This window comes from Luethyella okanaganae, from assembly GCF_042660285.1.
GTDB lineage: Bacteria > Actinomycetota > Actinomycetes > Actinomycetales > Microbacteriaceae > Luethyella > Luethyella okanaganae.
Genome location: NZ_JBHSTP010000001.1, coordinates 571650 through 592379, shown reverse-complemented (window position 1 = coordinate 592379; position 20730 = coordinate 571650). Strand labels below are relative to the sequence as shown.

Annotated in this window: 16 protein-coding genes and 2 riboswitches; of the genes, 7 read left to right on the top strand and 9 right to left on the bottom strand. The window is 66.1% G+C overall.

The window, feature by feature from the left end; genetic code table 11:
* Positions 1-66: 66 nt before the first annotated feature.
* From efeU to efeB, 3 genes are read left to right on the top strand one after another with little or no spacing between them, the layout of a single operon-like run.
* Positions 67-921, top strand: a complete 855-nt coding sequence (gene efeU / locus ACFQB0_RS02650; RefSeq protein ID WP_386727256.1) for an iron uptake transporter permease EfeU — start codon at positions 67-69, stop codon at positions 919-921.
* Between the two features lie 35 nt (positions 922-956).
* Positions 957-2126 (top strand): iron uptake system protein EfeO, encoded by a 1170-nt coding sequence (gene efeO, locus ACFQB0_RS02645; RefSeq protein ID WP_386727253.1) that lies wholly within the window; start codon positions 957-959, stop codon positions 2124-2126.
* A complete protein-coding gene (gene efeB / locus ACFQB0_RS02640; RefSeq protein ID WP_386727250.1) occupies positions 2126-3412 on the top strand; it encodes an iron uptake transporter deferrochelatase/peroxidase subunit in 1287 nt (428 codons plus the stop codon). Before efeO ends, efeB begins: the two co-directional genes overlap by 1 nt.
* Before the next feature lie 28 nt (positions 3413-3440).
* On the opposite strand, the gene ACFQB0_RS02635 is transcribed toward efeB, so the two are convergent.
* The 6 genes from ACFQB0_RS02635 to ACFQB0_RS02610 form a co-directional block, all read right to left on the bottom strand.
* Positions 3441-3887 carry a hypothetical protein gene (locus ACFQB0_RS02635; protein WP_386727247.1) on the bottom strand — a complete coding sequence of 149 codons (447 nt, stop codon included), beginning with the start codon at positions 3885-3887 and terminating at the stop codon, positions 3441-3443.
* A 189-nt stretch (positions 3888-4076) separates the two neighbouring features.
* Positions 4077-5987 carry a translational GTPase TypA gene (typA, locus tag ACFQB0_RS02630; RefSeq protein ID WP_386727244.1) on the bottom strand — a complete coding sequence of 637 codons (1911 nt, stop codon included), beginning with the start codon at positions 5985-5987 and terminating at the stop codon, positions 4077-4079.
* 239 nt (positions 5988-6226) lie between these two features.
* Positions 6227-7963 (bottom strand): dipeptide ABC transporter ATP-binding protein, encoded by a 1737-nt coding sequence (locus ACFQB0_RS02625; RefSeq protein ID WP_386727242.1) that lies wholly within the window; start codon positions 7961-7963, stop codon positions 6227-6229.
* Positions 7960-8913, bottom strand: a complete 954-nt coding sequence (locus ACFQB0_RS02620; protein ID WP_386727239.1) for an ABC transporter permease — start codon at positions 8911-8913, stop codon at positions 7960-7962. Before ACFQB0_RS02620 ends, ACFQB0_RS02625 begins: the two co-directional genes overlap by 4 nt.
* Complete coding sequence (locus ACFQB0_RS02615; protein WP_386727236.1) at positions 8903-9832, bottom strand: ABC transporter permease; 930 nt, start codon at positions 9830-9832, stop codon at positions 8903-8905. The genes ACFQB0_RS02620 and ACFQB0_RS02615 overlap by 11 nt, the downstream gene beginning before the upstream one ends.
* Positions 9833-10019: 187 nt before the next feature.
* Positions 10020-11639 (bottom strand): peptide ABC transporter substrate-binding protein, encoded by a 1620-nt coding sequence (locus ACFQB0_RS02610; protein ID WP_386727234.1) that lies wholly within the window; start codon positions 11637-11639, stop codon positions 10020-10022.
* 250 nt (positions 11640-11889) lie between these two features.
* Between ACFQB0_RS02610 and ACFQB0_RS02605 the strand changes: the two genes are divergently transcribed.
* A complete protein-coding gene (locus ACFQB0_RS02605; protein WP_386727231.1) occupies positions 11890-12282 on the top strand; it encodes a thiol-disulfide oxidoreductase DCC family protein in 393 nt (130 codons plus the stop codon).
* A complete protein-coding gene (locus tag ACFQB0_RS02600) occupies positions 12279-13046 on the top strand; it encodes a CPBP family intramembrane glutamic endopeptidase (protein ID WP_386727228.1) in 768 nt (255 codons plus the stop codon). Before ACFQB0_RS02605 ends, ACFQB0_RS02600 begins: the two co-directional genes overlap by 4 nt.
* 568 nt (positions 13047-13614) lie before the next feature.
* Here ACFQB0_RS02600 and gcvP read toward each other — a convergent pair.
* Genes gcvP through gcvT form a run of 3 tightly spaced genes read right to left on the bottom strand, consistent with a single transcriptional unit; the run spans position 13615 to position 18120 of the window.
* Positions 13615-16536, bottom strand: a complete 2922-nt coding sequence (gene gcvP / locus ACFQB0_RS02595) for an aminomethyl-transferring glycine dehydrogenase (protein ID WP_386727226.1) — start codon at positions 16534-16536, stop codon at positions 13615-13617.
* Positions 16537-16560: 24 nt separating this feature from the next.
* On the bottom strand, positions 16561-16932 hold the full coding sequence (gene gcvH / locus ACFQB0_RS02590; RefSeq protein WP_386727223.1) for a glycine cleavage system protein GcvH: 372 nt from the start codon (positions 16930-16932) through the stop codon (positions 16561-16563).
* 39 nt (positions 16933-16971) lie between these two features.
* Complete coding sequence (gene gcvT, locus ACFQB0_RS02585) at positions 16972-18120, bottom strand: glycine cleavage system aminomethyltransferase GcvT (RefSeq protein ID WP_386727220.1); 1149 nt, start codon at positions 18118-18120, stop codon at positions 16972-16974.
* A 66-nt stretch (positions 18121-18186) separates the two neighbouring features.
* A riboswitch (glycine riboswitch) is annotated at positions 18187-18279 on the bottom strand.
* A gap of 54 nt (positions 18280-18333) precedes the next feature.
* Positions 18334-18431: riboswitch (glycine riboswitch) on the bottom strand.
* Positions 18432-18609: 178 nt separating this feature from the next.
* On the opposite strand from gcvT, the gene ACFQB0_RS02580 reads away from it, so the two are divergent.
* Positions 18610-19347: an NUDIX hydrolase gene (locus ACFQB0_RS02580; RefSeq protein WP_386727217.1), complete on the top strand. Its 738-nt coding sequence runs from the start codon at positions 18610-18612 to the stop codon at positions 19345-19347.
* A complete protein-coding gene (gene nadA / locus ACFQB0_RS02575; protein WP_386727215.1) occupies positions 19344-20729 on the top strand; it encodes a quinolinate synthase NadA in 1386 nt (461 codons plus the stop codon). Before ACFQB0_RS02580 ends, nadA begins: the two co-directional genes overlap by 4 nt.
* Position 20730 lies beyond the last annotated feature (1 nt).

Genomic DNA, 20730 nt, shown 5'->3' with positions numbered 1-20730 from the left:
GGGTTAGAGTCTCATACGGTAAGGTTAGCCTTACCATCCTTCACCCCCTCCTTTTCTGGAAGACCTGTGCTCGCTAACTATCTGATCGGCCTGCGCGAGGGCCTCGAAGCCGCCCTCATCGTGACGATCCTCATCGCCTATGTCGTCAAGATCGGCCGCCGTGATGTACTTCCGCGCATCTGGACGGGCGTCGGTCTTGCGGTGCTGCTGGCTCTCGCCATCGGGGCGGTGCTGACCTTCGGAACGTACGGGCTCTCGTTCGAGGCTCAGGAGGCGATCGGCGGCACGCTCTCGATCGTCGCGACCGGTCTCGTCACCTGGATGGTCTTCTGGATGCTGCGCACCGCACGGGATCTCACAGGGCATCTCCAGGGCGATGTCGACCGCCACCTCGACGGCACCGCGTGGGGGCTCGTCGTCGTCGCGTTCCTCGCCGTCGGCAGGGAGGGCATCGAGACCGCGCTCTTCATCTGGGCGGCGGTGCAGGCTACCGGAGAGACGACGATGCCGCTCGCGGGAGCCGCACTCGGAGTCCTCACGGCGGTCGTGCTCGGCTGGTTCATCTACACGGGGATGCTGCGCATCAATCTGTCGCGCTTCTTCACCTGGACCGGCTGCATTCTGATCGTCGTCGCGGCAGGGGTGCTCGCCTACGGGGTCCACGATCTGCAGGAAGCGGGCGTCCTTCCCGGGCTGCACGATCTCGCCTTCGATGTGTCGGCAGCCGTACCCCCGGACAGCTGGTACGGCACCCTGCTGAAGGGCACGCTCAACTTCTCTCCGGCGACGACCTGGCTCGAGCTCACCGTCTGGTTCGCCTACGTCATCCCCACCATGACCCTCTTCATCCTCAAGAGCCGCCAGGGTCGACGTCCGGCACGACAGGCGCAGCGCCCGACCGCCGCCGCCGCAGCCGGCTGACCTCCCTCCCCTCCCCCTCGATCCACAGGAGAACCATGACCTTCCGACCAACCATGCTCACCGCCGCGGCCGGCGCCGGCCTTCTGCTCCTCACGGGTTGCGTGGCGAACAAGCCCACCGGCGAGACGCATGCCGCCCTGACCGTGGAAAGCAGCGCCGACGCCTGCACCGTCTCGGCCGCCGAAGCCCCCAGCGGCAACGTGAGCTTTGCCGTCACCAACTCCAGCGAACAGGTCACCGAGTTCTACCTGCTCGCAGAGGACGGATTGCGCATCGTCGGCGAGGTCGAGAACATCGGTCCCGGCATCAGCCGCGATCTCGTCGTGCAGGCGCGCCCCGGAAACTACTTCACGGTGTGCAAGCCCGGCATGATCGGCGAGGGCGTCGGCAAGGCCGCCTTCACGGTCACCGACTCCGGGCACGACTTCGCCGCCGACGCCGACCTCGCCGCGCAGGTCGAGGCGGCAAACGTGAACTACACCGCCTACGTGAAGGACCAGGTCTCCCAGCTCGTGGCCGGAACCGAGGCGTTCGCCGCGGCCTACACCGCCGGCGACGACGACACGGCTCGCTCGCTCTACGCTCCGACCCGCGTCCACTGGGAGCGCGTCGAGACCATCGCCGAGTCGTTCGGCGATCTCGATCCCAAGCTCGACCTCCGCGAAGCCGACCTGGAGGAGGGACAGGAGTGGACCGGCTGGCACGCGATCGAGAAGGACCTGTGGCCGGAGGAGGCCGGAGCAGACTTCCAGGCGTACTCGGCCGAGAAGCGTCAGCGGCTCGCCGCGTCGCTCGTCGGGGACACCCAGAGCCTCAACACCAAGGTCCAAGACCTGGAGTTCACTCTCGCGCAGCAGACGAACGGCGCGATCGGCTTGCTCGACGAGGTCGCGACGGGCAAGGTGACGGGCGAGGAGGAGTTCTGGTCGCATACCGATCTGTGGGATTTCCAGGCGAACATCGACGGCGCGAAGGTGCTCTACGGCGGCGTCCGCGACATCCTGGTAGCCAAAGACGAGAAGCTCGCCGCGACGCTCGACCGCGAGTTCGGCAAACTCCAGGCGCTTCTCGACGCGCAGCGCGTCGGTGAGGGCTTCACGCGCTACACCGAGCTGACCCCCGCAGAGATCAAGTCGTTCTCCGACCAGGTGAACGCGCTCGGCGAACCCCTCAACCAGCTCACCGCCGCACTCGTGCTCAGATAATGACCGAGGATCAACCGCAGCGGACAGGAGGACTGTCCCGTCGTGGCCTGCTCGGTCTCACGGGTGTCGGTGTGGCGGGGTTCGGGCTCGGGATGGCGGCGGATGGCGCGATGCACGGCGCATCCGGCTCGACGGGCGGAGCGCAATCCGCCGACAACCACCCCTTCTACGGTGCGCACCAGTCGGGCATCGTCACACCTGCCCAGGATCGCCTGCACTTCGCCGCGTTCGACATGGCCGCCGAGACGACGCGCACCGATCTCATCGAGCTCCTGCAGGATTGGACGATCGCAGCCGGCGCGATGACCGCCGGCCGGGAGATCGGCGAGTTCGGCGCGGTGAGCGGGCCGTACGACGCACCGCCGCAGGACACCGGAGAGGCACAGGACCTGCCGGCCGCCGGGCTCACGATTACCGTCGGGTTCGGTCCGAGTCTGTTCGAGTCCGGCGACGGCGTCGACCGTTTCGGCATCGCCCATCGCCGGCCCGAGCGACTCGTCGAGCTCCCGCACTTTCCCGGAGACGCCCTCGAAGAGAAGCGCAGTGGCGGCGACCTCTGCATCCAGGCCTGCGCCGACGACCCGCAGGTCGCCGTGCACGCCATTCGCAACCTCTCGCGCATCGCCTTCGGCCGCGCGTCGCTGCGCTGGTCGCAACTCGGCTTCGGCCGGACCTCATCCACGAGCACGGCGCAGACCACGCCGCGCAACCTGTTCGGGTTCAAGGACGGCACGAACAACGTCAAGGCAGAGGACACCGCGACGGTCGACACGCAGATCTGGGTGCAGCCGCAGGACGGTCCCGCCTGGCTGGCAGGCGGAAGCTACCTCGTCGCCCGCCGCATCCGCATGACGATCGAGACCTGGGATCGCACCATCCTGCGCGAGCAGGAGGCCGTGATCGGGCGCACGAAGGGAGAGGGCGCACCGCTCTCCGGCGGGACTGAGTTCACTCCACCGGACTTCGAGGCGACGGGCCGCGACGACGAGCCGCTCATCGACCGTGCCGCGCATATGCGCCTCGCGCACCCATCGACGAACAACGGGACCGCAATACTCCGGCGCGGATACAACTTCGTCGATGGCAACGACCCCCTCGGGCGGCTGGACGCCGGGCTGTTCTTCCTGAGTTTTCAACGGTCGCCGAAACAGTTCATTGACGTGCAACTCAACCTCGCCAAGAACGATGCCCTCAACGAGTACATCAGGCATGTCGGTTCGGCGATCTTCGCCGTACCGCCCGGAGCGGCCGAGGGAAGCTACGTGGGGGCCACGCTCTTCACCTGATCGACGACACCCCCGCCAGCGCCGCCTTCTACGGGGTGATGGGCGTCACGGTGTAGAGGATGCCGTCCTTGCTGCCTGCGACGAGCACACCGTAGTTGTCGTTCTTCACGGCGACGAGCCCGGCCTGGCCATTGGCTACGTTCGCGTCCTCGGTGAATCCGGCCGCGATCAGCTTCGCCTTGGCGTCTTCGAGCGGATCGGCGGCCTTCGACGCGATCGTGACCACCCAGCCTTCGCTCCCGCTCGCCGAGCTGCCCGCGCCGAAAAGGATGTCGCCCTCGATCACCGGCACCTCGCTCGGCCATCCGTCTGGAAGCTTTCCGCCGAGGCTCACATCGCCACCCGTCGCCTTCTCGACGGCGCCGTTGATGATGCCTTCGACGGGATTGCCGAGACATCCGGCGAGCACAGGCGTAACGGCGAGTGCCGCGACGATCGCGAGAGGGATCGTGACCCGTCTGCGGACTGTGTACATAGTGGGACTCCGTTCGCTCCGCGGAGCGTTCTCCACACCGAACACAGATGCGTACCCCACCGTGCCAGCTTACGACGTGGCGCCCGCGAGCGGCAACGCATAGTAGACCCGTCGACCAAGGGGAGGGCCGACCACACCTGGCGCAATGGCCTTCCGGAGCGGAGGGCGGAGGGGCTCCGCCGCCGAATGCTAGCTCTGGTTCTGCTTCTTCAGACGCGAGGTCGCACGCGCACGAGCGGTGGCGTCGAGTTCGACCTTACGGATGCGCACGGCCTCCGGGGTCACCTCGACACATTCGTCCTCGCGAGCGAACTCGAGGCATTCCTCGAGCGAAAGCTGGCGCGACGGGGTCATCGACTCGAAGGTGTCGGAGGTCGACTGACGCATGTTGGTCAGCTTCTTCTCCTTGGTGATGTTCACGTCCATGTCGTCGGCGCGCGAGTTCTCGCCGATGACCATGCCCTCGTAGACCTCCTCAGTCGGGTTGACGAAGAAGGTCATGCGCTCCTGCAGCGCGATGATGGCGAACGGCGTGACGACGCCCGAGCGATCGGCGACGATCGAGCCATTGTTGCGCGTGACGATCTCACCGGCCCACTCGTCGTAACCGTGCGAGATGGCGTTGGCGATGCCGGTTCCGCGCGTGATCGTCAGGAATTCCGTGCGAAAGCCGATGAGGCCGCGCGACGGGACGATGAACTCCATGCGCACCCAGCCGGTGCCGTGGTTGGACATGTTCTCCATGCGGCCCTTGCGAGCAGCCATGAGCTGCGTGATCGCCCCGAGGTGCTCTTCGGGCGCATCGATCGTGAGGTGCTCGAACGGCTCGTGCAGTGTGCCGTCGACACGCTTGGTCACGACCTGCGGCTTGCCGACCGTGAGTTCGTAGCCCTCCCGACGCATCTGCTCGACCAGGATCGCGAGCGCGAGCTCGCCACGACCCTGCACCTCCCACGAATCCGGCCGGCCGATGTCGACGACCTTGAGCGAGACGTTCCCGACGAGTTCGCGATCGAGGCGATCCTTGACCATGCGCGCCGTGAGCTTGTGCCCCTTGACCTTGCCGATGAGCGGCGAGGTGTTCGTGCCGATCGTCATAGAGATCGCCGGGTCGTCGACCGTGATGGTCGGCAGCGGGCGCACATCCTCGGGATCCGCGAGGGTCTCGCCGATCGTGATGTCCTCGAAGCCGGCGACGGCCACGATGTCGCCGGGACCGGCGCTCTCGGCGGGGTAGCGATCGAGCGCCTTGGTGATGAGCAACTCGGTCACGCGCACAGTGTGCACAGAGCCGTCGTGCTTGACCCAGGCGACCGTCTGACCCTTCTTGATCGTCCCATGGAAGACGCGCAGCAGAGCGAGGCGTCCGAGGAACGGAGAGGCGTCGAGATTGGTGACGTGCGCCTGCAGCGGGTGCTCGTCATCATAGCTCGGCGCTGGGATGTGCTCGAGGATCGACTCGAACAGCGGCTCGAGATCGTCGTTGTCTGGGAGCTCGCCGTTTCCCGGCTTGGTGAGGCTCGCGGCGCCGTTGCGGCCGGAGGCGTAGACGACGGGCACGTCGAGGATCGCGTCGAGATCGAGTTCGGGAACGTCCTCGTGCATATCGGCGGCCAGCCCGAGCAGGAGATCCTGACTCTCACCGACGACCTCGTCGATGCGGGCATCCGGTCGGTCGGTCTTGTTCACGAGCAGGATGACGGGGAGCTTGGCCTCGAGCGCCTTGCGCAGCACGAAGCGGGTCTGCGGGAGAGGCCCTTCGCTCGCGTCGACGAGCAACACGACGCCGTCGACCATGGACAGGCCGCGCTCGACCTCACCGCCGAAGTCGGCGTGACCCGGGGTGTCGATCACGTTGATCGTGATCGGCCCGTTCTTGGCGTGCTTGCCCTTGTAGGAGATCGCCGTGTTCTTGGCGAGGATCGTGATGCCCTTCTCACGCTCGAGCTCGTTCGAGTCCATCGCACGCTCCTCGACGTGCGCGTGGTCGGCGAACGAGTTCGTCTGCTTGAGCATGGCGTCGACCAGTGTGGTCTTGCCGTGGTCGACGTGGGCGACGATGGCCACGTTTCGGAGGTCTTCACGCGTGGCTATTGCCATAACTGTTAATCCTTGGTCTGCTGTTCTGCGATCTGTCGCGCCTCGCGACGAGCATGCTGCTCGACGGGATCAGGCACGGGAACGACACTGATGAGGCGCTGGTGTAGGGGTCTCTGGGGCACGGAGTATCTGGTCACTGGCACCCTGCTCGACCAGTTTACCCTCATGTATCACGGCGATGCGGTGCGCGAGGGCGTCGACCACCGCCAGGTCGTGGCCGATGGGGCATCCTCCAGCCGCTACACCGCCAGCTGGATGCCCGCGCCGGGGATGGCCGCGAGAAGGTCCCTGGTGTACTGCTGCCGCGGGTTGTCGAAGACCTCGTCGGTGGATGCCGTCTCGACGATCTTGCCCTTCTGCATCACGCAGACGTTGTCGGCGATGACACGCACCACGGCGAGGTCGTGCGTGATGAACAGGTAGGTGAGGTTGAGCTCCTCCTGCAGATCCGCGAGCAGGCGCAGGATCTGAGCCTGCACGAGCACGTCGAGCGCCGAGACCGCCTCGTCGAGAATGACGATCTCGGGCTTGAGCGCGAGCGCACGCGCGATAGCGATACGTTGCCGCTGGCCGCCGGACAACTCGTTCGGGTAGCGGCTGACGAGAGTGCGCGGCAGGGAGACCTGATCGAGCAACTCGTAGACACGCTCCCGGCGGGAGGCCTTCGTTCCCACCCGGTGGGTCGACAACGGCTCTGAGATCGTGTTCCCGATGTTGCGCAGAGGGTCGAGCGAGCCGTACGGATCCTGGAACACCGGTTGCATGGTTCCCCGCAGGTCAAAGAGTTGCCTGCCCCCCATCCCCGCGAGGTCCTGACCGCCGACGATGATCTTTCCACTCGTTGCGTCCTCGAGCTTCAGCAGCATCTTGGCGACCGTCGACTTGCCCGATCCAGACTCGCCAACAAGGGCGGTCGTCGTGCCCCGTGCGATGGAGAACGACACATCGTCGACGGCCGTGAAGTCGCCGGAGCCACGGATCTTGTAGACCTTCGTCAGATTCTCGACGACGATCGCCGGAGGCAGAGACGCGACGGCCCGATGCGCCTCGGCACGAGCCTCAGCCGTCACGATGAGGTCGACGACCTCGTTGCCTTTCTCAGCCTCGTAGCCCAGCTCCGTGAGCGGTTTGCTGCTCGCCTGGATGCGACGCGACGCGAGGCTCGGCGCCGCGGCGACGAGACGCTGAGTGTACGGGTGCTGCGGATTCTGCAGGATCTGCACCGATGGGCCGGACTCGACGACCTTGCCCTTGTACATGACGACGAGCTGCTCGGCCCGCTCCGCTGCGAGACCGAGGTCGTGCGTGATGAACAACAGCGTCGTGCCGAGGTCGCGGGTCAGGCTCTCGAGGTGGTCCAGGATGACCCGCTGCACCGTGACGTCGAGTGCTGAGGTCGGCTCGTCGGCGATGAGCAGCTTGGGGTTCGACGCGAGCCCCATGCCGATCAGCACACGCTGTCGCATGCCGCCCGAGAACTGGTGCGGAAACTGCTTGAGACGACGATCCGCATCCTGCAGGCCTGCGTCCTTGAGCACCTGGATGGCGCGCGCCTTGACCGCCTTCCTGCCGGAGGCGATGCCGTTGGCTCTGATGGCTTCCTCCACCTGGAAGCCGATGCTCCACACAGGATTGAGGTTCGACATCGGGTCTTGGGGGACGAAGCCGATCCGCTTTCCGCGAATGTCCTCCATCTCCCGCTTCGATGCCGTGGTGATGTCCTCGCCGTCGAGGAGGATCTGCCCTCCGGTGATCTTCCCTGTGCCCGGCAGCAGGTTGATGATCGCGTGCGCGGTCGTCGACTTGCCGGAACCGGACTCGCCGACGATCGCGAGGGTCTGCCCCTGGTACAGCGTGATATTGACGCCGTCCACGGCCTTGACGACGCCGTCCTGGGTGGTGAAGCCGACCTCGAGGTCCGTGATCTCGAGGATCGGGCGGCTCGGGTCCGCGCTGATGACTGACTTGCTGCTCACCGTTGAGCCCTCGCTTTCGGGTCAAGCGCGTCGCGGACGACCTCGCCGAGCATGATGAAACTCAGCACGGTCACAGAGAGTGCGATCGAGGGGTAGATGAGAACCTGCGGCGCCGTGCGCAGATCGGACTGCGCCTGGCTGATGTCGTTGCCCCACGACATCACGGTGGACGGCAGACCGACACCGAGGAAGGACAGCGTCGCCTCCGCGACGATGGCCGCAGCGAGCGAGATCGTGGTGACGACGATCACCGGGGCGATCGAGTTCGGCAGCACGTGACGCAGCAGGATCCGGAAGCGCGAGACACCGAGCGCGGTCGCGGCCATGACGAAGTCGGAGTTCTTGACGCGCAGGATCTCCGCTCTCAGCACACGAGCCGTCGACGGCCACGCGAAGAGGCCGATCGCCAAGGAGATGATCAGCACGCTCCGGTACCGGGAGAAGACCGACATGATGACGACGGCGGCGAGGATGTAGGGGATCGAGAAGAAGATGTCGCCGACACGGGAGAGCACCGAGTCGATCCAGCCGCCGTAGAAGCCCGCGAATGCGCCGAAGACGATTCCGAGGGCAGCCACGAGCACGGTCACGATGATGCCGACCGAGAGCGATGTCGACGTTCCGTGGATGATGCGCGAGTAGATATCGCAGCCCTGCTTGTTGAAGCCGAGCGGGTGCCCCGCGACAGGGGCGCCGTTGCTGTTGGCCAGCAGGCAGCCGTCATTCGGAGCGACCTGCGTGAATAGGCCCGGGAACAGCGCGACGATGACGACGAGCAGGATCAGAGCGGACGAGATCCAGAACATAGGCCGCTTGCGGACATCGTGCCAGGCGTCGATCCAGAGATTCGACGGCTTGCCATCGGTCTTGACCGAGTCGATCGCGACGAGGGGTGTTTCCTCCAGGGGCGCGACAAAGTGCCCCTGGGTCGGGCGTGTGTTACTTGGCATAGCGGATCCTTGGGTCGAGCACGGCATAGAACAAGTCCACCAGGAGATTCACGACGAGGTAGATGAGCACCATCACGGTGACGAAGGACACCACCGTCGGGCCTTCACCCTTGAGGATGGCCTGGTACAACGTTCGTCCGACACCCGGGACGTTGAAGATGCCCTCGGTGACCGTCGCACCCACCATGAGCGTGCCGAAGTCGACGGCGAGATAGGTGACGACGGGGATGAGCGAGTTGCGCAGGATGTGCACGGGGATGATCCGCCGACGGCTGAGGCCCTTGCTCGCGGCGGTGCGTACGAAGTCCTGGCCGCTCGTCTCGATGACTGACGACCGTGTCAGTCGGACGATCTGGGCGAAGCTGATCGATGCGAGCACGATGGCCGGCAGAATCAGATCCTGGAGCGGAGCCCCGGAACTCACCGTCGCCCGGAACCAGCCGAGCTTGATGCCGAGCAGGTACTGCAGGGTGAACGCGAGTACGAAGATCGGCAGCGAGATGAGGATCAGGCTGACGACGAGCGCGCTTGCGTCGAAGAACTTGCCCTTGCGCAGACCGCTCACGAGGCCGATCGTGATGCCGGCGACCATTTCGAAGAACACGGCGAGGGCCGCGAGGCGCAGTGTGACCGGGAAGGTCTTGACGAGAATATCGCTCACGGCTTGTCCTGAGAAGGAGATTCCGAAGTCGCCGCGGAAGATGCCGCCGAGGTAGATGAAATACTGCACGATGAACGGTTTATCGAGGTTGTATCGTTCACGCACAGCCTCAAGGACCTGGGGAGACGGGGTCTTGTCGCCGAACAAGGCGACGATGGGGTCGCCCGGCATGGCGAAGACCATGAAGTAGATGAGGAACGTTGTCCCGAGGAGAACAGGCACCGCCTGCAGGACTCGGCGAAAAATATAGCCGCCCACGAGATCAGGTGGCGCTAGGGGGTTGGGAGGACATGCGTCGGTGAACCAATCTGTGTTTCCGGCTCGATCAGTCAAGGGTAGCGCGGTAGCGCCGCAAGCTGGTACGAGCGTGTACGTGGGGCGGCAGCTGATAGCTGCCGCCCCACGGAGCGGCTAAGAGAGAACTCTCACCGGTCGATGCGAACGATTACTCGCTCTTGGTCACCTCATAGTAGAGCGGGACCGAGTTCCAACCGAACTGAACGTTGCTCACGGCCTCGCCGTAGCCGCCGTTGACCGTGGCGTACCACAGCGGGATGGCGGGCAGATCCTTGAGCAGGATCACCTGAGCGTCCTGGAAGACCTTGTTGGCCGTCTTGAGGTCGGTCTCGGCGAGACCCTTCTTCAGCAGGGCATCGAACTCGGGGTTCGAGTAGTCGCCGTCGTTCGAACCGGCACCCGTGCCGTAGAGCGGGCCGAGGAAGTTGTACAGGGCCGGGTAGTCGGCCTGCCAACCGGTGCGGAACGCGGTCTGGATGGCGCGGTCGGTCACGGAGGTGCGGAACTCGGCGAACGTCGGAACCGGGGCGCCGGAGGCGTCGATGCCGAGAACGTTCTTGAATCCGTTGGTCACGGCGTCGACCCAGGCCTGGTGGCTCGAGTCGGCATTGTAGCCGATCTGGAAGGTGCCGGTCCACGGCGAGATGGCGTCGGCCTTGGCCCACAGCTTCTTGGCCTCATCCGGGTTGTACTTGAGCACCTCGGAGCCGGCGAGGCTGTCCGAGTAGCCGTCGATGACGGGCGAGGTGAAGTCGTGCGCCGGGGTGCGGGTCTCGTTGAAGATCACCTTGGTGATCTCGTCGCGGTTGATCGCCATCGAGAGCGCGGCACGGCGGAGCCGTCCTTCCTCGCCGCCGAAATGCGGCAGGCGCGCCGGGATCGTGAACGACTGGAAGATGGCCGCGGGCTGGTTGACCGCGCGGTCGCCGAGGTCGGCCTGGTAGCTGCCGAGGGAGCTGGCCGGGATCGAGTCCAGGATGTCCAGGTTGCCGGAGAGCAGGTCGGCGTAGGACGCGTCCTCGCTCGAGTACAGAACGAAGGTCACGCCGCCGTTCTGGGCCTTGCGGTCACCGTTGTAGTCGGGGTTCGCGACGAGTTCGATCTTCTCGTTGTGCGCCCACGCCTTGTCGCTCGCGAACATGTACGGACCGTTGCCGATGGGGTTCTCACCGAAGGCCGCGATGTCCTTGAACGCCGCCTCGGGCAGTGGGAAGAACGCGGAATAGCCGAGACGCAGCGGGAAGTCGGACTCTGACTGAGAGAGCTCAACGGTAAACGTCGTGTCATCAACGACTTTGAGCCCGGTGAGTTTTGCGGCGGCGGCATCCTCGTATCCTGCGATCGATGAGAAGAAGTAGCTGCCGGCAAATGTCTGACCCTCTGCCTGCGAAGTGTAGTTCCACGCATCGACGAAGGACTTCGCCGTGACCTTCTCACCGTTGGTGAACTTCTGGTCACCCTTGATCTTGATGGTGTAGTTCTTCGCGTCGTCCGTCGTGATCGACTCCGCGACATCGTTGACGGGAGCACCTAAGGCGTCGTAGTAGACCAGACCGGCGAAGATCGAGTCGAGGATCTTTCCACCGCCGACCTCGTTGGTGATAGCCGGGACCAGCGGGTTCTGGGGTTCAGTCCCGTTGACGGTGATGATGGCCGAGGAGCTGCCCTTGGTCGAGGAGCCTCCACCACCGGTAGCGCAGCCGGACAGGGTCAAAGCACCCGCCGCTGCCAGAGCAATGGCGGCAACGCCAAATCTCTTGATCTTCAATTTTCCTCCTGTGCAAAAGGGGCGACGACAGCACAGTTTGTGGCCACGCTGTCGCGCCAGGTTAGAAACGAGACTAAGGAGGACTGCTTACATCCGCAAACCAGCCGATCAAACGTTACCGAGCAGCAACCTTGCTCCAGATTTTTCTGCACGAAACATTGGTTTCATGCATCTATTCACATCTCGCAGCGGCGGCGGCTCCCGTCGACATCGTGGCGACGCGTCGTCGACGAGGTGCGAAGATGAGAGCATGCCAAGCGCAGCATCTTCCGGTGCCCTCCTCGTCTTCGACGGCGACTGCGGCTTCTGCACGACGGCCGTCGGCTGGCTGCAGCGTGCGCTACCGGCCATGCCAGAGGCCATGCCGTATCAGTGGACTCCGCTCGACGAGCACGGGCTGACCTCCGCCGATGCGGCAGCGCGCGTGTGGCTCCTCACTCCGACGCGCCGATACGGCGGACATCTCGCCGTATCGGCGCTCCTGCGCCACCAGGACGCCCCGGCCCTGCGCGCCGTCGGTTGGCTCATGACGGTGCCGCCGTGGTCCTGGATCGCCGCACTCGGCTACACGCTCGTGGCGAAGTACCGGTACCGGCTCCCCGGTGGAACGCCCGCCTGCCGGGTCGGAGGTGCCGCACGGTGACGCGCACGCGGCTCCGGCTCGAGATCGTCATCGTCCTCGGGCTCTCGCTCGGAGCGTCCGCGGTCTATTCGATCGTCTCGATCGTGGCAAGGCTCACCGCCGGAACCCCATTGTCCGAGCAGTCGGCAAGCCTCAACGCCTCACGCTCGCAACGTGAGTGGCTCGACTTCAGCTACCAGTTCCTGGACGTGTTCTTCGGCCTGTTCGTCGTCGCCCTCGTGCTCTATCTGCTCTGGCAGCCGGGCGGGAGTCCCTTCAGACGCATCGGCTTCGACCTGAGCAGGCCGGGCAAGGACACAGCCGGAGGACTCGCGCTCCTGCTCGTGATCGGCGTCCCGGGCATCCTGTTCTACCTCGCAGGCAAGGCGATCGGCATCACCGTGCCGATCGTCGCGTCGCCGGTCGACCCGCACTGGTGGACCATCCCGATTCTCGTGCTGTCCGCGGTGCGGGCGGCGCTCAGCGAAGAGATCATCGCGATCGGTTACCTGTTCACCCGGCTTCGCGAACTCGGCTGGTCGCGCTGGACGATCATCCTGTCGAGCGCGGCACTGCGCGGCAGCTACCACCTCTATCAGGGCATCGGGCCGTTCTTCGGCAATATGGCGATGGGCGTGCTGTTCGGATGGTGCTACGCACGGTGGGGACGGACCATGCCCCTCGTTGTCGCGCACTGGCTCATCGACATCGTCTCGTTCGTGGGGTACCCGCTCGCCGTGGCATGGTGGCCGGGCTTTTTCGCCGTGACTCAGGGCGAGGGCTGAGCGCCAAACACACAGGGCGGAAGGCCAGGCTAAAACACTCACGATGAATCGACAAGTCGGCCGAACGGACGACTTGGGCGCTTCTCTGCATGACCATAACGTGAGACATCCAGACAGAAAACGGGGGGACATCTTGAAGATCACGGGGGACATCTTGAAAATCAAGAGAACGGCCACCAGCGCCTTGGTGGGGGCAACAGTCGTGTGGGCGGCGCTCTTCGGAGTAGCTACTCCGGCCTTCGCGGGAGGGGGCTCTGCAAGCTATGCGACCTGGTTGACATGCAATGTCACGCGGGCGGACTTGCGGGCTCACGGAGCCACCATCCTCAGCGGCTGCTACTACGACGCCGTGCTCCATAGCTATTTCTTGCACTGGCGCTCATAGGAACGTATGCAGAGTGGTTGGGCCAACAACGGTGGCCCGACCACGGCTGCTTGCGTTGCCTCATCGGCCCGCGGCATCCGGCGGCCTGACGGGAGGCCATCGCGCAGACAGGAGGCCAATTCTGTGCGAGGCGGCCTCCCCTGGCTGCGATGGCTTCCCTTCCGGCCTTTCTACGACTGGATCTCAGACCTCGAAGGCCTCCGGCGGAGGGCACGCGCAGACGAGGTTGCGGTCACCGTAAGCCTGGTCGACGCGGCGCACGGGGGCCCAGTACTTGGTGCGGACAAGCGTGTGCACGGGATAGACGGCCTGTTCACGCGTGTACGGGTGTTTCCACTCGCCGCTGATCACCGACTGCGCCGTGTGCGGGGCGTTGCGCAGCGGGTTGTCGTCGGCCGGCCAGGCTCCAGCGGCGACGGCGTCCGCCTCGCCCTTGATGGCGATCATGGCCTCGACGAAGCGCTCGATCTCTCCGAGGTCCTCGCTCTCGGTCGGCTCGACCATGAGGGTCCCCGCGACAGGGAAGGACATGGTCGGCGCATGGAACCCGTAGTCGATGAGGCGCTTGGCCACGTCGTCGACGGTCACCCCCGTCGCCTCGGTGAGCGGGCGCAGGTCGAGGATGCACTCGTGCGCGACGAGGCCGTCGTCGCCCGTGTAGAGCACGGGGAAGTGCTCACGCAGACGCTTGGCGACGTAGTTCGCCGAGAGCACGGCGGCCCCCGTCGCCTGCTTGAGCCCTTCGGTGCCCATCATGCGCACATAGGCCCACGAGATCGGCAGGATGCTCGGACTGCCGTAGGGCGCGGCCGAGACCGGACCGCCGGCATGGACGTAGCCTCCGTGGTCGGCACGCTGCGCCAGCGGGTGCCCCGGCAGATAGGGCGCGAGGTGGGCCTTCGCCGCGACCGGGCCGACACCCGGCCCGCCGCCGCCGTGCGGGATGCAGAAGGTCTTGTGCAGGTTGAGGTGCGAGACATCGCCTCCGAAGTCGCCGAAGCGGGCGAATCCGAGCAGGGCGTTGAGGTTGGCCCCGTCGACGTAGACCTGGCCTCCCGCGTCGTGCACGGCCTGAGTGATCTGGGTCACCTCGTGCTCATAGACCCCGTGGGTTGACGGATAGGTGATCATGAGCACGGCGAGCTCGTCGGCGTGCCTGTCGATCTTGGCGCGCACGTCGTCGAGGTCGACGTTGCCGAGCTCGTCGCAGGCCACGACGACGACCTTCATGCCGGCGAGCACGGCCGACGCCGCATTCGTGCCGTGAGCACTCGACGGAATGAGACAGACGGTGCGCCGCTCGTCGCCGTTCGCGCGATGGTACGAGCGGATGGCGAGCAGTCCAGCGAGCTCCCCCTGGCTACCAGCATTCGGCTGCAGCGAGACCGAGTCGTACCCGGTGACCTCGGCGAGCCAGCTCTCGAGCTGCTCGATCATGCCGAGATAGCCGACGACGTCGGCTTCGGGGGCGAAGGGGTGCAGGCCCGCGAACTCCGGCCAGGTGACGGCCTCCATCTCGGTGGCAGCGTTGAGCTTCATCGTGCACGAGCCGAGCGGGATCATGCCACGGTCCAGCGCATAGTCACGGTCGGCGAGCGTCTTGAGGTAGCGCATCATCGCCGTCTCGGAGTGATGCGTGTTGAACACGGGATGCGTGAGATAGCCGCTCGCGCGCACGAGGCCGGCGGGCACGCTCGCGCGCACCGCGTCCGCGCTCGGATCGAGCGAGACCTCGGTGCGGGCGGGCAGCCCGAAAGCCGCCGCGATCGCCGAGAGGTCGTCTGCCGTCGTCGTCTCGTCGACCGCGACCGCGACCGTCGCGTCATCCGCGAGATAGAGGTTGTAGCCGAGCTCGCGGGCACGTGCGACGATCGTGGCGGCCTGGCCGGGGACGCGCACCCGGATCGTGTCGAAGAAGTCGTCGCACACGAGGGTCAGGCCGTACCCGCCGAGCACGCGCGCGAGGGCACGGGCCTTGAGCGCCGTGGTGACGGCGATGTGACGAATGCCTCCCGGGCCGTGGTACACAGCGAACATGCTCGCCATGACGGCGAGCAGTACTTGCGCGGTGCAGATGTTCGAGGTCGCCCTCTCCCTCCGGATGTGCTGCTCACGGGCTTGCAGGCTGAGCCGGTACGCGGGGTGGCCGGCCGCGTCCTGTGACACTCCGACGAGACGACCGGGGAGCTGGCGTTCGAGGCCGGCGCGCACAGCCAGGTAACCGGCGTGCGGCCCTCCGAAGCCCATAGGAACACCGAAGCGCTGACTCGTGCCGACGGCGACGTCGGCGCCCAGCTCACCCGGTGACGTTATGAGTGCGAGGGCGAGCAGGTCGGCCGCGACGACCGCGAGACCACCCTGGGCCTTCGACGTCGCGATGATCCCCGCCGGGTTCCAGACCCGGCCAGAGGCTCCCGGGTACTGCACGAAGACGCCGAAATGCTCACCGAGTGCGGCGAGGCCGCCGCCGCCGATGGCCGACAACGGGGCGAGGACGAGCTCGATGCCGACGGCCTCCGCGCGCGAAGAGAGCAGAGCGAGCGTCTGAGGCAGCGCGTCCGCATCGACGACGAAGCGGTTCGACACGGACTTCGACGCTCGTCGAGCGAGCAGCATCCCCTCGACGACGGCCGTGCTTTCGTCGAGCATCGAGGCGTTCGCCGTATCGAGTCCCGTGAGATCGGCGATCATCGTCTGGAAGTTGATGAGCGCCTCGAGCCGGCCCTGAGAGATCTCCGGCTGGTAGGGGGTGTAGGCCGTGTACCAGCTCGGGTTCTCGAGCACATTGCGCGTGATGACCGCCGGCGTGATCGTGCCGTAGTATCCGAGACCGATCATCGAGGTGCGCACGGTGTTCTGGTCGGCGTAGGAACGAAGCTCGGCGAGCGCCTCCCGCTCGGTCGCAGCCGCGGGAATCGCCGAGTCCAGGATCTCGCCGACATGGATCGACGCAGGGATCGCGGCGTCGACGAGCGCCTCGAGCGAGCCGTAACCGAGCTCGGCGAGCATGCGCTGCTGCTCGACGAGACCGATTCCGATATGGCGGCGTCCGAAGGCGTCCTGCCCGAAAGCCGACGAGGGGATGGACGAGGAGGCGTCGTTCATTGCTGCGTTACCCAATCCGTCGCACTACTCCCCGACGAGCGCGGCGTACTCGTCGTAGCTGAGCATCGCGGGGAGCGCCTCGACGGAGACCGCGATGAGCCAGCCTTCGCCGAACGGGTCGGTATTGACGAGTTCCGGACGCGCGACGACCTCGCCGTTGACGGCGGTGACGATGCCGTCGATCGGAGCGAAGAGCTCGCCGACCGACTTGGTCGACTCGATCTCGCCGACGACGGCGCCGTTCACAACGGTCGAACCGACGGCCGGAAGGTCGACGAACACCACGTCGCCGAGCTTGTCGGCCGCGTAGTCGGTGATGCCGATGACAACGGTGTCGCCTTCGACGCGCACCCACTCGTGCTCGGCGGTGTACGTGAGTTGGGTCTTGTCAACCATGGGTTTTTCCTCTCCGGCGGTGCTTCTCGATGGGTGGTGCTACTTCTGGCGCTTGTAGAACGGCAACGTGACGACGGCTGCCGGGATGCGGGTCCCACGCACGTCGATGAAGACCTCTGTTCCGGGCCCGCCCAGCTCCGGCGCGACGTAGGCCATGGCGATCGGATGACCGAGGGTCGGCGAGAGCGCACCGCTCGTGATGACGCCGACCGGCTCGGCCGCATCCGCACTCGCGAAAACGGCGTAGCCTGCGCGTCCGGCACGACGGCCTTCCGAGGCGAGCCCGACGAGCACCCGCGCGGCGGCGTCCGGTCCGCGCTCGCTCGCCGAGCGTCCGACGAAGTCGCCCTCTTTGGAGAGCGCGACGACGCGCCCGAGGCCGACCTGCGCCGGGAAGATGTCGACGCCGAGTTCGTGGCCGTAGAGTGGCATGCCGGCTTCGAGGCGCAGGGTGTCGCGACTCGCGAGCCCGCACGGCACGAGCCCACCGGCCTCACCGGATCTCAGGAGGGCCCTCCACAACGCTTCAGCGTCCGCGATGTCGACATACAGTTCGAACCCGTCCTCACCGGTATAGCCGGTGCGCCCGATGAAGACCGGATGTCCGGCGAAGGTGGCCTGGGTCGCCCAGTAGTACTTGACCTCGCCGATGCCCCGTTCGCCGTCGTGAACGGCGAGACCGTCGGTCGCCTCGAGGACGGCGCGAGCATTGGGCCCCTGGACCGCGATGAGCGAGATCTCGTCGCTCACGTCGCTCACGGCCGCCTCGAAGCCCGCCGCGCGCTCGGCGAGCGCGGCGACGGCTGCCGCGCGGTTGCCCGCATTCGCGACGACCATGTAGTCGTCGTCTCCGCGGCGGTAGACGACGAGGTCGTCGACGATGCCGCCCCGCTCGTTCAGCAGCAGACTGTATGTGGCCTGGCCGACGGCGATCGAGGAGAGCGTGCTGGAGAGGGCGAAGTCGAGGAACGCTGCAGCCTGCCTGCCACGCACGGCGATCTCGGCCATGTGCGAGATGTCGAAGATGCCTGCAGCCGTGCGGACCGCATGGTGCTCGGCGAGATCGCTCGAGTAGCGCACGGGCATCTGCCAGCCGCCGAAGTCCGTGAAGCTCGCGCCGGCATCGACGTGGAGCTGGTGCAGTGGAGAGAAGCGTTCGAGCGATCGATCTGAGGTGGTCGAGGTCATGGAGTTCCTCTGTGGTCTAGCCGGTCGAGACCGGACGAGATTCTCGGGGTCCGGTCGGACCCTTGGAACTCCCCCTCTGTCATCCGGCCTGAGAGTTTCGTCCCGGCGACACCGCGACTTTCACCGTGGGCGGAACATCGTCTGTCCAGAGCGGGCGAGGATTTGACAGGCCCAATCCGGATGTCGCAAACGACGTCCACTTTTCAGAGTGGCCAGCTCGACGCGGTACACGTACCTGAGAGATTGTCGGGGAGGATTGCTCCTTCGGTGCCGATCCGTCTTGCGACGACCGGCTCTCCCGCGTCGACCGTAGTGGCCCGATATTCACTTGCGCACATCGCACCCGAGGGCACGCTCACAGCATACCGTGCCGTGGAGGCGCAGGGCACGCCAAGCGCACCGTGCCGCCGATTGCATGTTCGGGTCATTGTGACTATAAGATGGCTCTACAGTTACAGTCGTTTTGACCTTTACCGAGACGGATGTCCCATGACCATCGATCCCACGGGTGCGACGCCCCCGGTCGGCATCGCCTCGCCGGCGTCCCTCGCCGTGTCGACGGTCATCTTCGCCCTGCGACCCGACCCGGTCACGTCGATCATGACCCTGTGGCTGCCGCTCGTGCGCCGTATCCGCCAACCGCACCTGGGGCTGTGGGCACTGCCGGGCGGCTGGCTCCCCGAAGACGAAGAGCTCGGTGCGGCGGCGGGGCGCACGCTCAGGGAGACCACCGGGCTCTCGCCCAAGTACCTCGAGCAGCTGTACACCTTCGGCGGGATCGGCCGCTCCCCCGGCACCCGCGTGGTGTCCGTCGTCTACTGGGCCATGGTCGAATCCGAGGAGGCCGCACGCACGGCGGTCGGCGAGAACGTGCGCTGGTTCCCCGCAGATCACCTCCCGGAACTCGCCTTCGACCACAACACGATCGTCGAATACGCGCAGTGGCGGCTCCGCACGAAGGTCGAGTACTCGCGCATCGCGCATGCCTTCCTCGGCGAAACCTTCACCCTCGCCCAGCTGCGCGAGGTGCACGAGGCCGTGCTGCGCAAACCGCTCGACCCGGCGAACTTCCGCCGCATGATCGAGGCATCCAAGGTTGTCGTGGCCACGGAGGAACGCCTCGCCGGAGCCCCCCACCGCCCGCCGCGGCTCTACCGCTACGACTCGTCCATCGACCTCGCCGACCAGGGTCCACTCGGTCCGGCCATCATCGGGAGCGCACTATGACCACGACCTCGAACATCACTGACACGAGCATGACGGCATCCGTCGACCGCACGATCCGCCTGATCGGCGCCGGCCAGACGACCGGAAGCACCTGCAGCCCCGATCTCGTGAAAGCCCCCTGGGAGCTCGACGGAGGTACTCCTGGCTATGGTCCCGGCTCGTCGATGGGCGACGTGCTCCCCACCGGAGCACCGCGGCAGGGCGAGCTTCCCGCGCGCTACCGCGCCGCATCGGCCCGAGAGCTCGACGCTCGCATCCGCGCCGCGAAGGCGACCCTCGGCGACCGCGTCGTCGTGCTCGGACATTTCTATCAGCGCGACGAGGTCGTGCAGTACGCCGACTTCGTCGGTGACTCCTTCCAGCTCGCCCAAGCGGCCCGTTCGAAGTCAGACGCAGAAGCCATCGTCTTTTGCGGCGTTCACTTCATGGCCGAGACCGCGGACCTGCTGAGCGCACCCGGCCAGGCCGTGATCCTGCCGAACCTCGCCGCCGGCTGCTCGATGGCCGACATGGCGGACATCGACTCCGTCACCGAGTGCTGGGAGCAGCTCGAGGAGCTCTACGGCACCGAACCGGACGCGGACGGCCGGGTGCCAGTGATCCCCGTCACCTACATGAACTCCTCGGCGGCACTCAAGGGCTTCTGCGGCGAGCACGGTGGCATCGTATGCACCTCCTCGAACGCCGCGTCGGTGCTCGAATGGGCCTTCGAGCGCGGCCAGCGCGTATTGTTCTTCCCCGACCAACACCTCGGGCGCAACACGGCCAAAGCCATGGGGGTGCCGCTCGAGCAGATGCCGATGTGGAACCCGCGCAAGCCTCTCGGCGGCAACACCCCAGAAGGGCTCGACGACGCGCGCGTCATCCTGTGGCACGGTTTCTGCAGCGTTCACAAACGCTTCACCGTCGACCAGATCGAACAGGCCAGGATCGACCACCCTGGCGTACGCGTGATCGTGCATCCTGAGTGCCCCATGCCGGTCGTCGACGCGGCGGACGAGTACGGCTCGACCGACTACATCACCAAGGCGATCGCCGCGGCCCCGGCAGGCAGCAGCTTCGCGATCGGCACCGAGATCAACCTCGTGCAGCGGCTGGCCGCACAGTACCCGCAGCACACGATCTTCTGTCTCGACCCCGTCGTGTGCCCGTGCTCGACGATGTACCGCATCCACCCCGGCTACCTCGCCTGGGTGCTCGAGGCGCTCGTGGGCGGCGACGCGCTCGACGCCGGAGCGGATCGGCCGTCTGAGGTGCTCAACCGCGTCACGGTCGGAGCCGACGTGGCCGAGCCCGCCCGTCTGGCCCTCGAGCGGATGCTCGCAGCGAAACCCCGTTCCGAGCCCGTCGGTGTGCCGCCGGCCACCGTGGACGGGGTCTGAG

Coding starts and splice junctions, on each gene's coding strand:
- efeB (WP_386727250.1), top strand. CDS start 2,126: ATGACCGAGGATCAACCGCAGCGGACAGGAGGACTGTCCCGTCGTGGC.
- efeO (WP_386727253.1), top strand. CDS start 957: ATGACCTTCCGACCAACCATGCTCACCGCCGCGGCCGGCGCCGGCCTT.
- gcvP (WP_386727226.1), bottom strand. CDS start 16,536: ATGAACGACGCCTCCTCGTCCATCCCCTCGTCGGCTTTCGGGCAGGAC.
- ACFQB0_RS02620 (WP_386727239.1), bottom strand. CDS start 8,913: ATGCCAAGTAACACACGCCCGACCCAGGGGCACTTTGTCGCGCCCCTG.
- ACFQB0_RS02605 (WP_386727231.1), top strand. CDS start 11,890: ATGCCAAGCGCAGCATCTTCCGGTGCCCTCCTCGTCTTCGACGGCGAC.
- nadA (WP_386727215.1), top strand. CDS start 19,344: ATGACCACGACCTCGAACATCACTGACACGAGCATGACGGCATCCGTC.
- ACFQB0_RS02580 (WP_386727217.1), top strand. CDS start 18,610: ATGACCATCGATCCCACGGGTGCGACGCCCCCGGTCGGCATCGCCTCG.
- gcvT (WP_386727220.1), bottom strand. CDS start 18,120: ATGACCTCGACCACCTCAGATCGATCGCTCGAACGCTTCTCTCCACTG.
- typA (WP_386727244.1), bottom strand. CDS start 5,987: ATGGCAATAGCCACGCGTGAAGACCTCCGAAACGTGGCCATCGTCGCC.
- ACFQB0_RS02635 (WP_386727247.1), bottom strand. CDS start 3,887: ATGTACACAGTCCGCAGACGGGTCACGATCCCTCTCGCGATCGTCGCG.
- gcvH (WP_386727223.1), bottom strand. CDS start 16,932: ATGGTTGACAAGACCCAACTCACGTACACCGCCGAGCACGAGTGGGTG.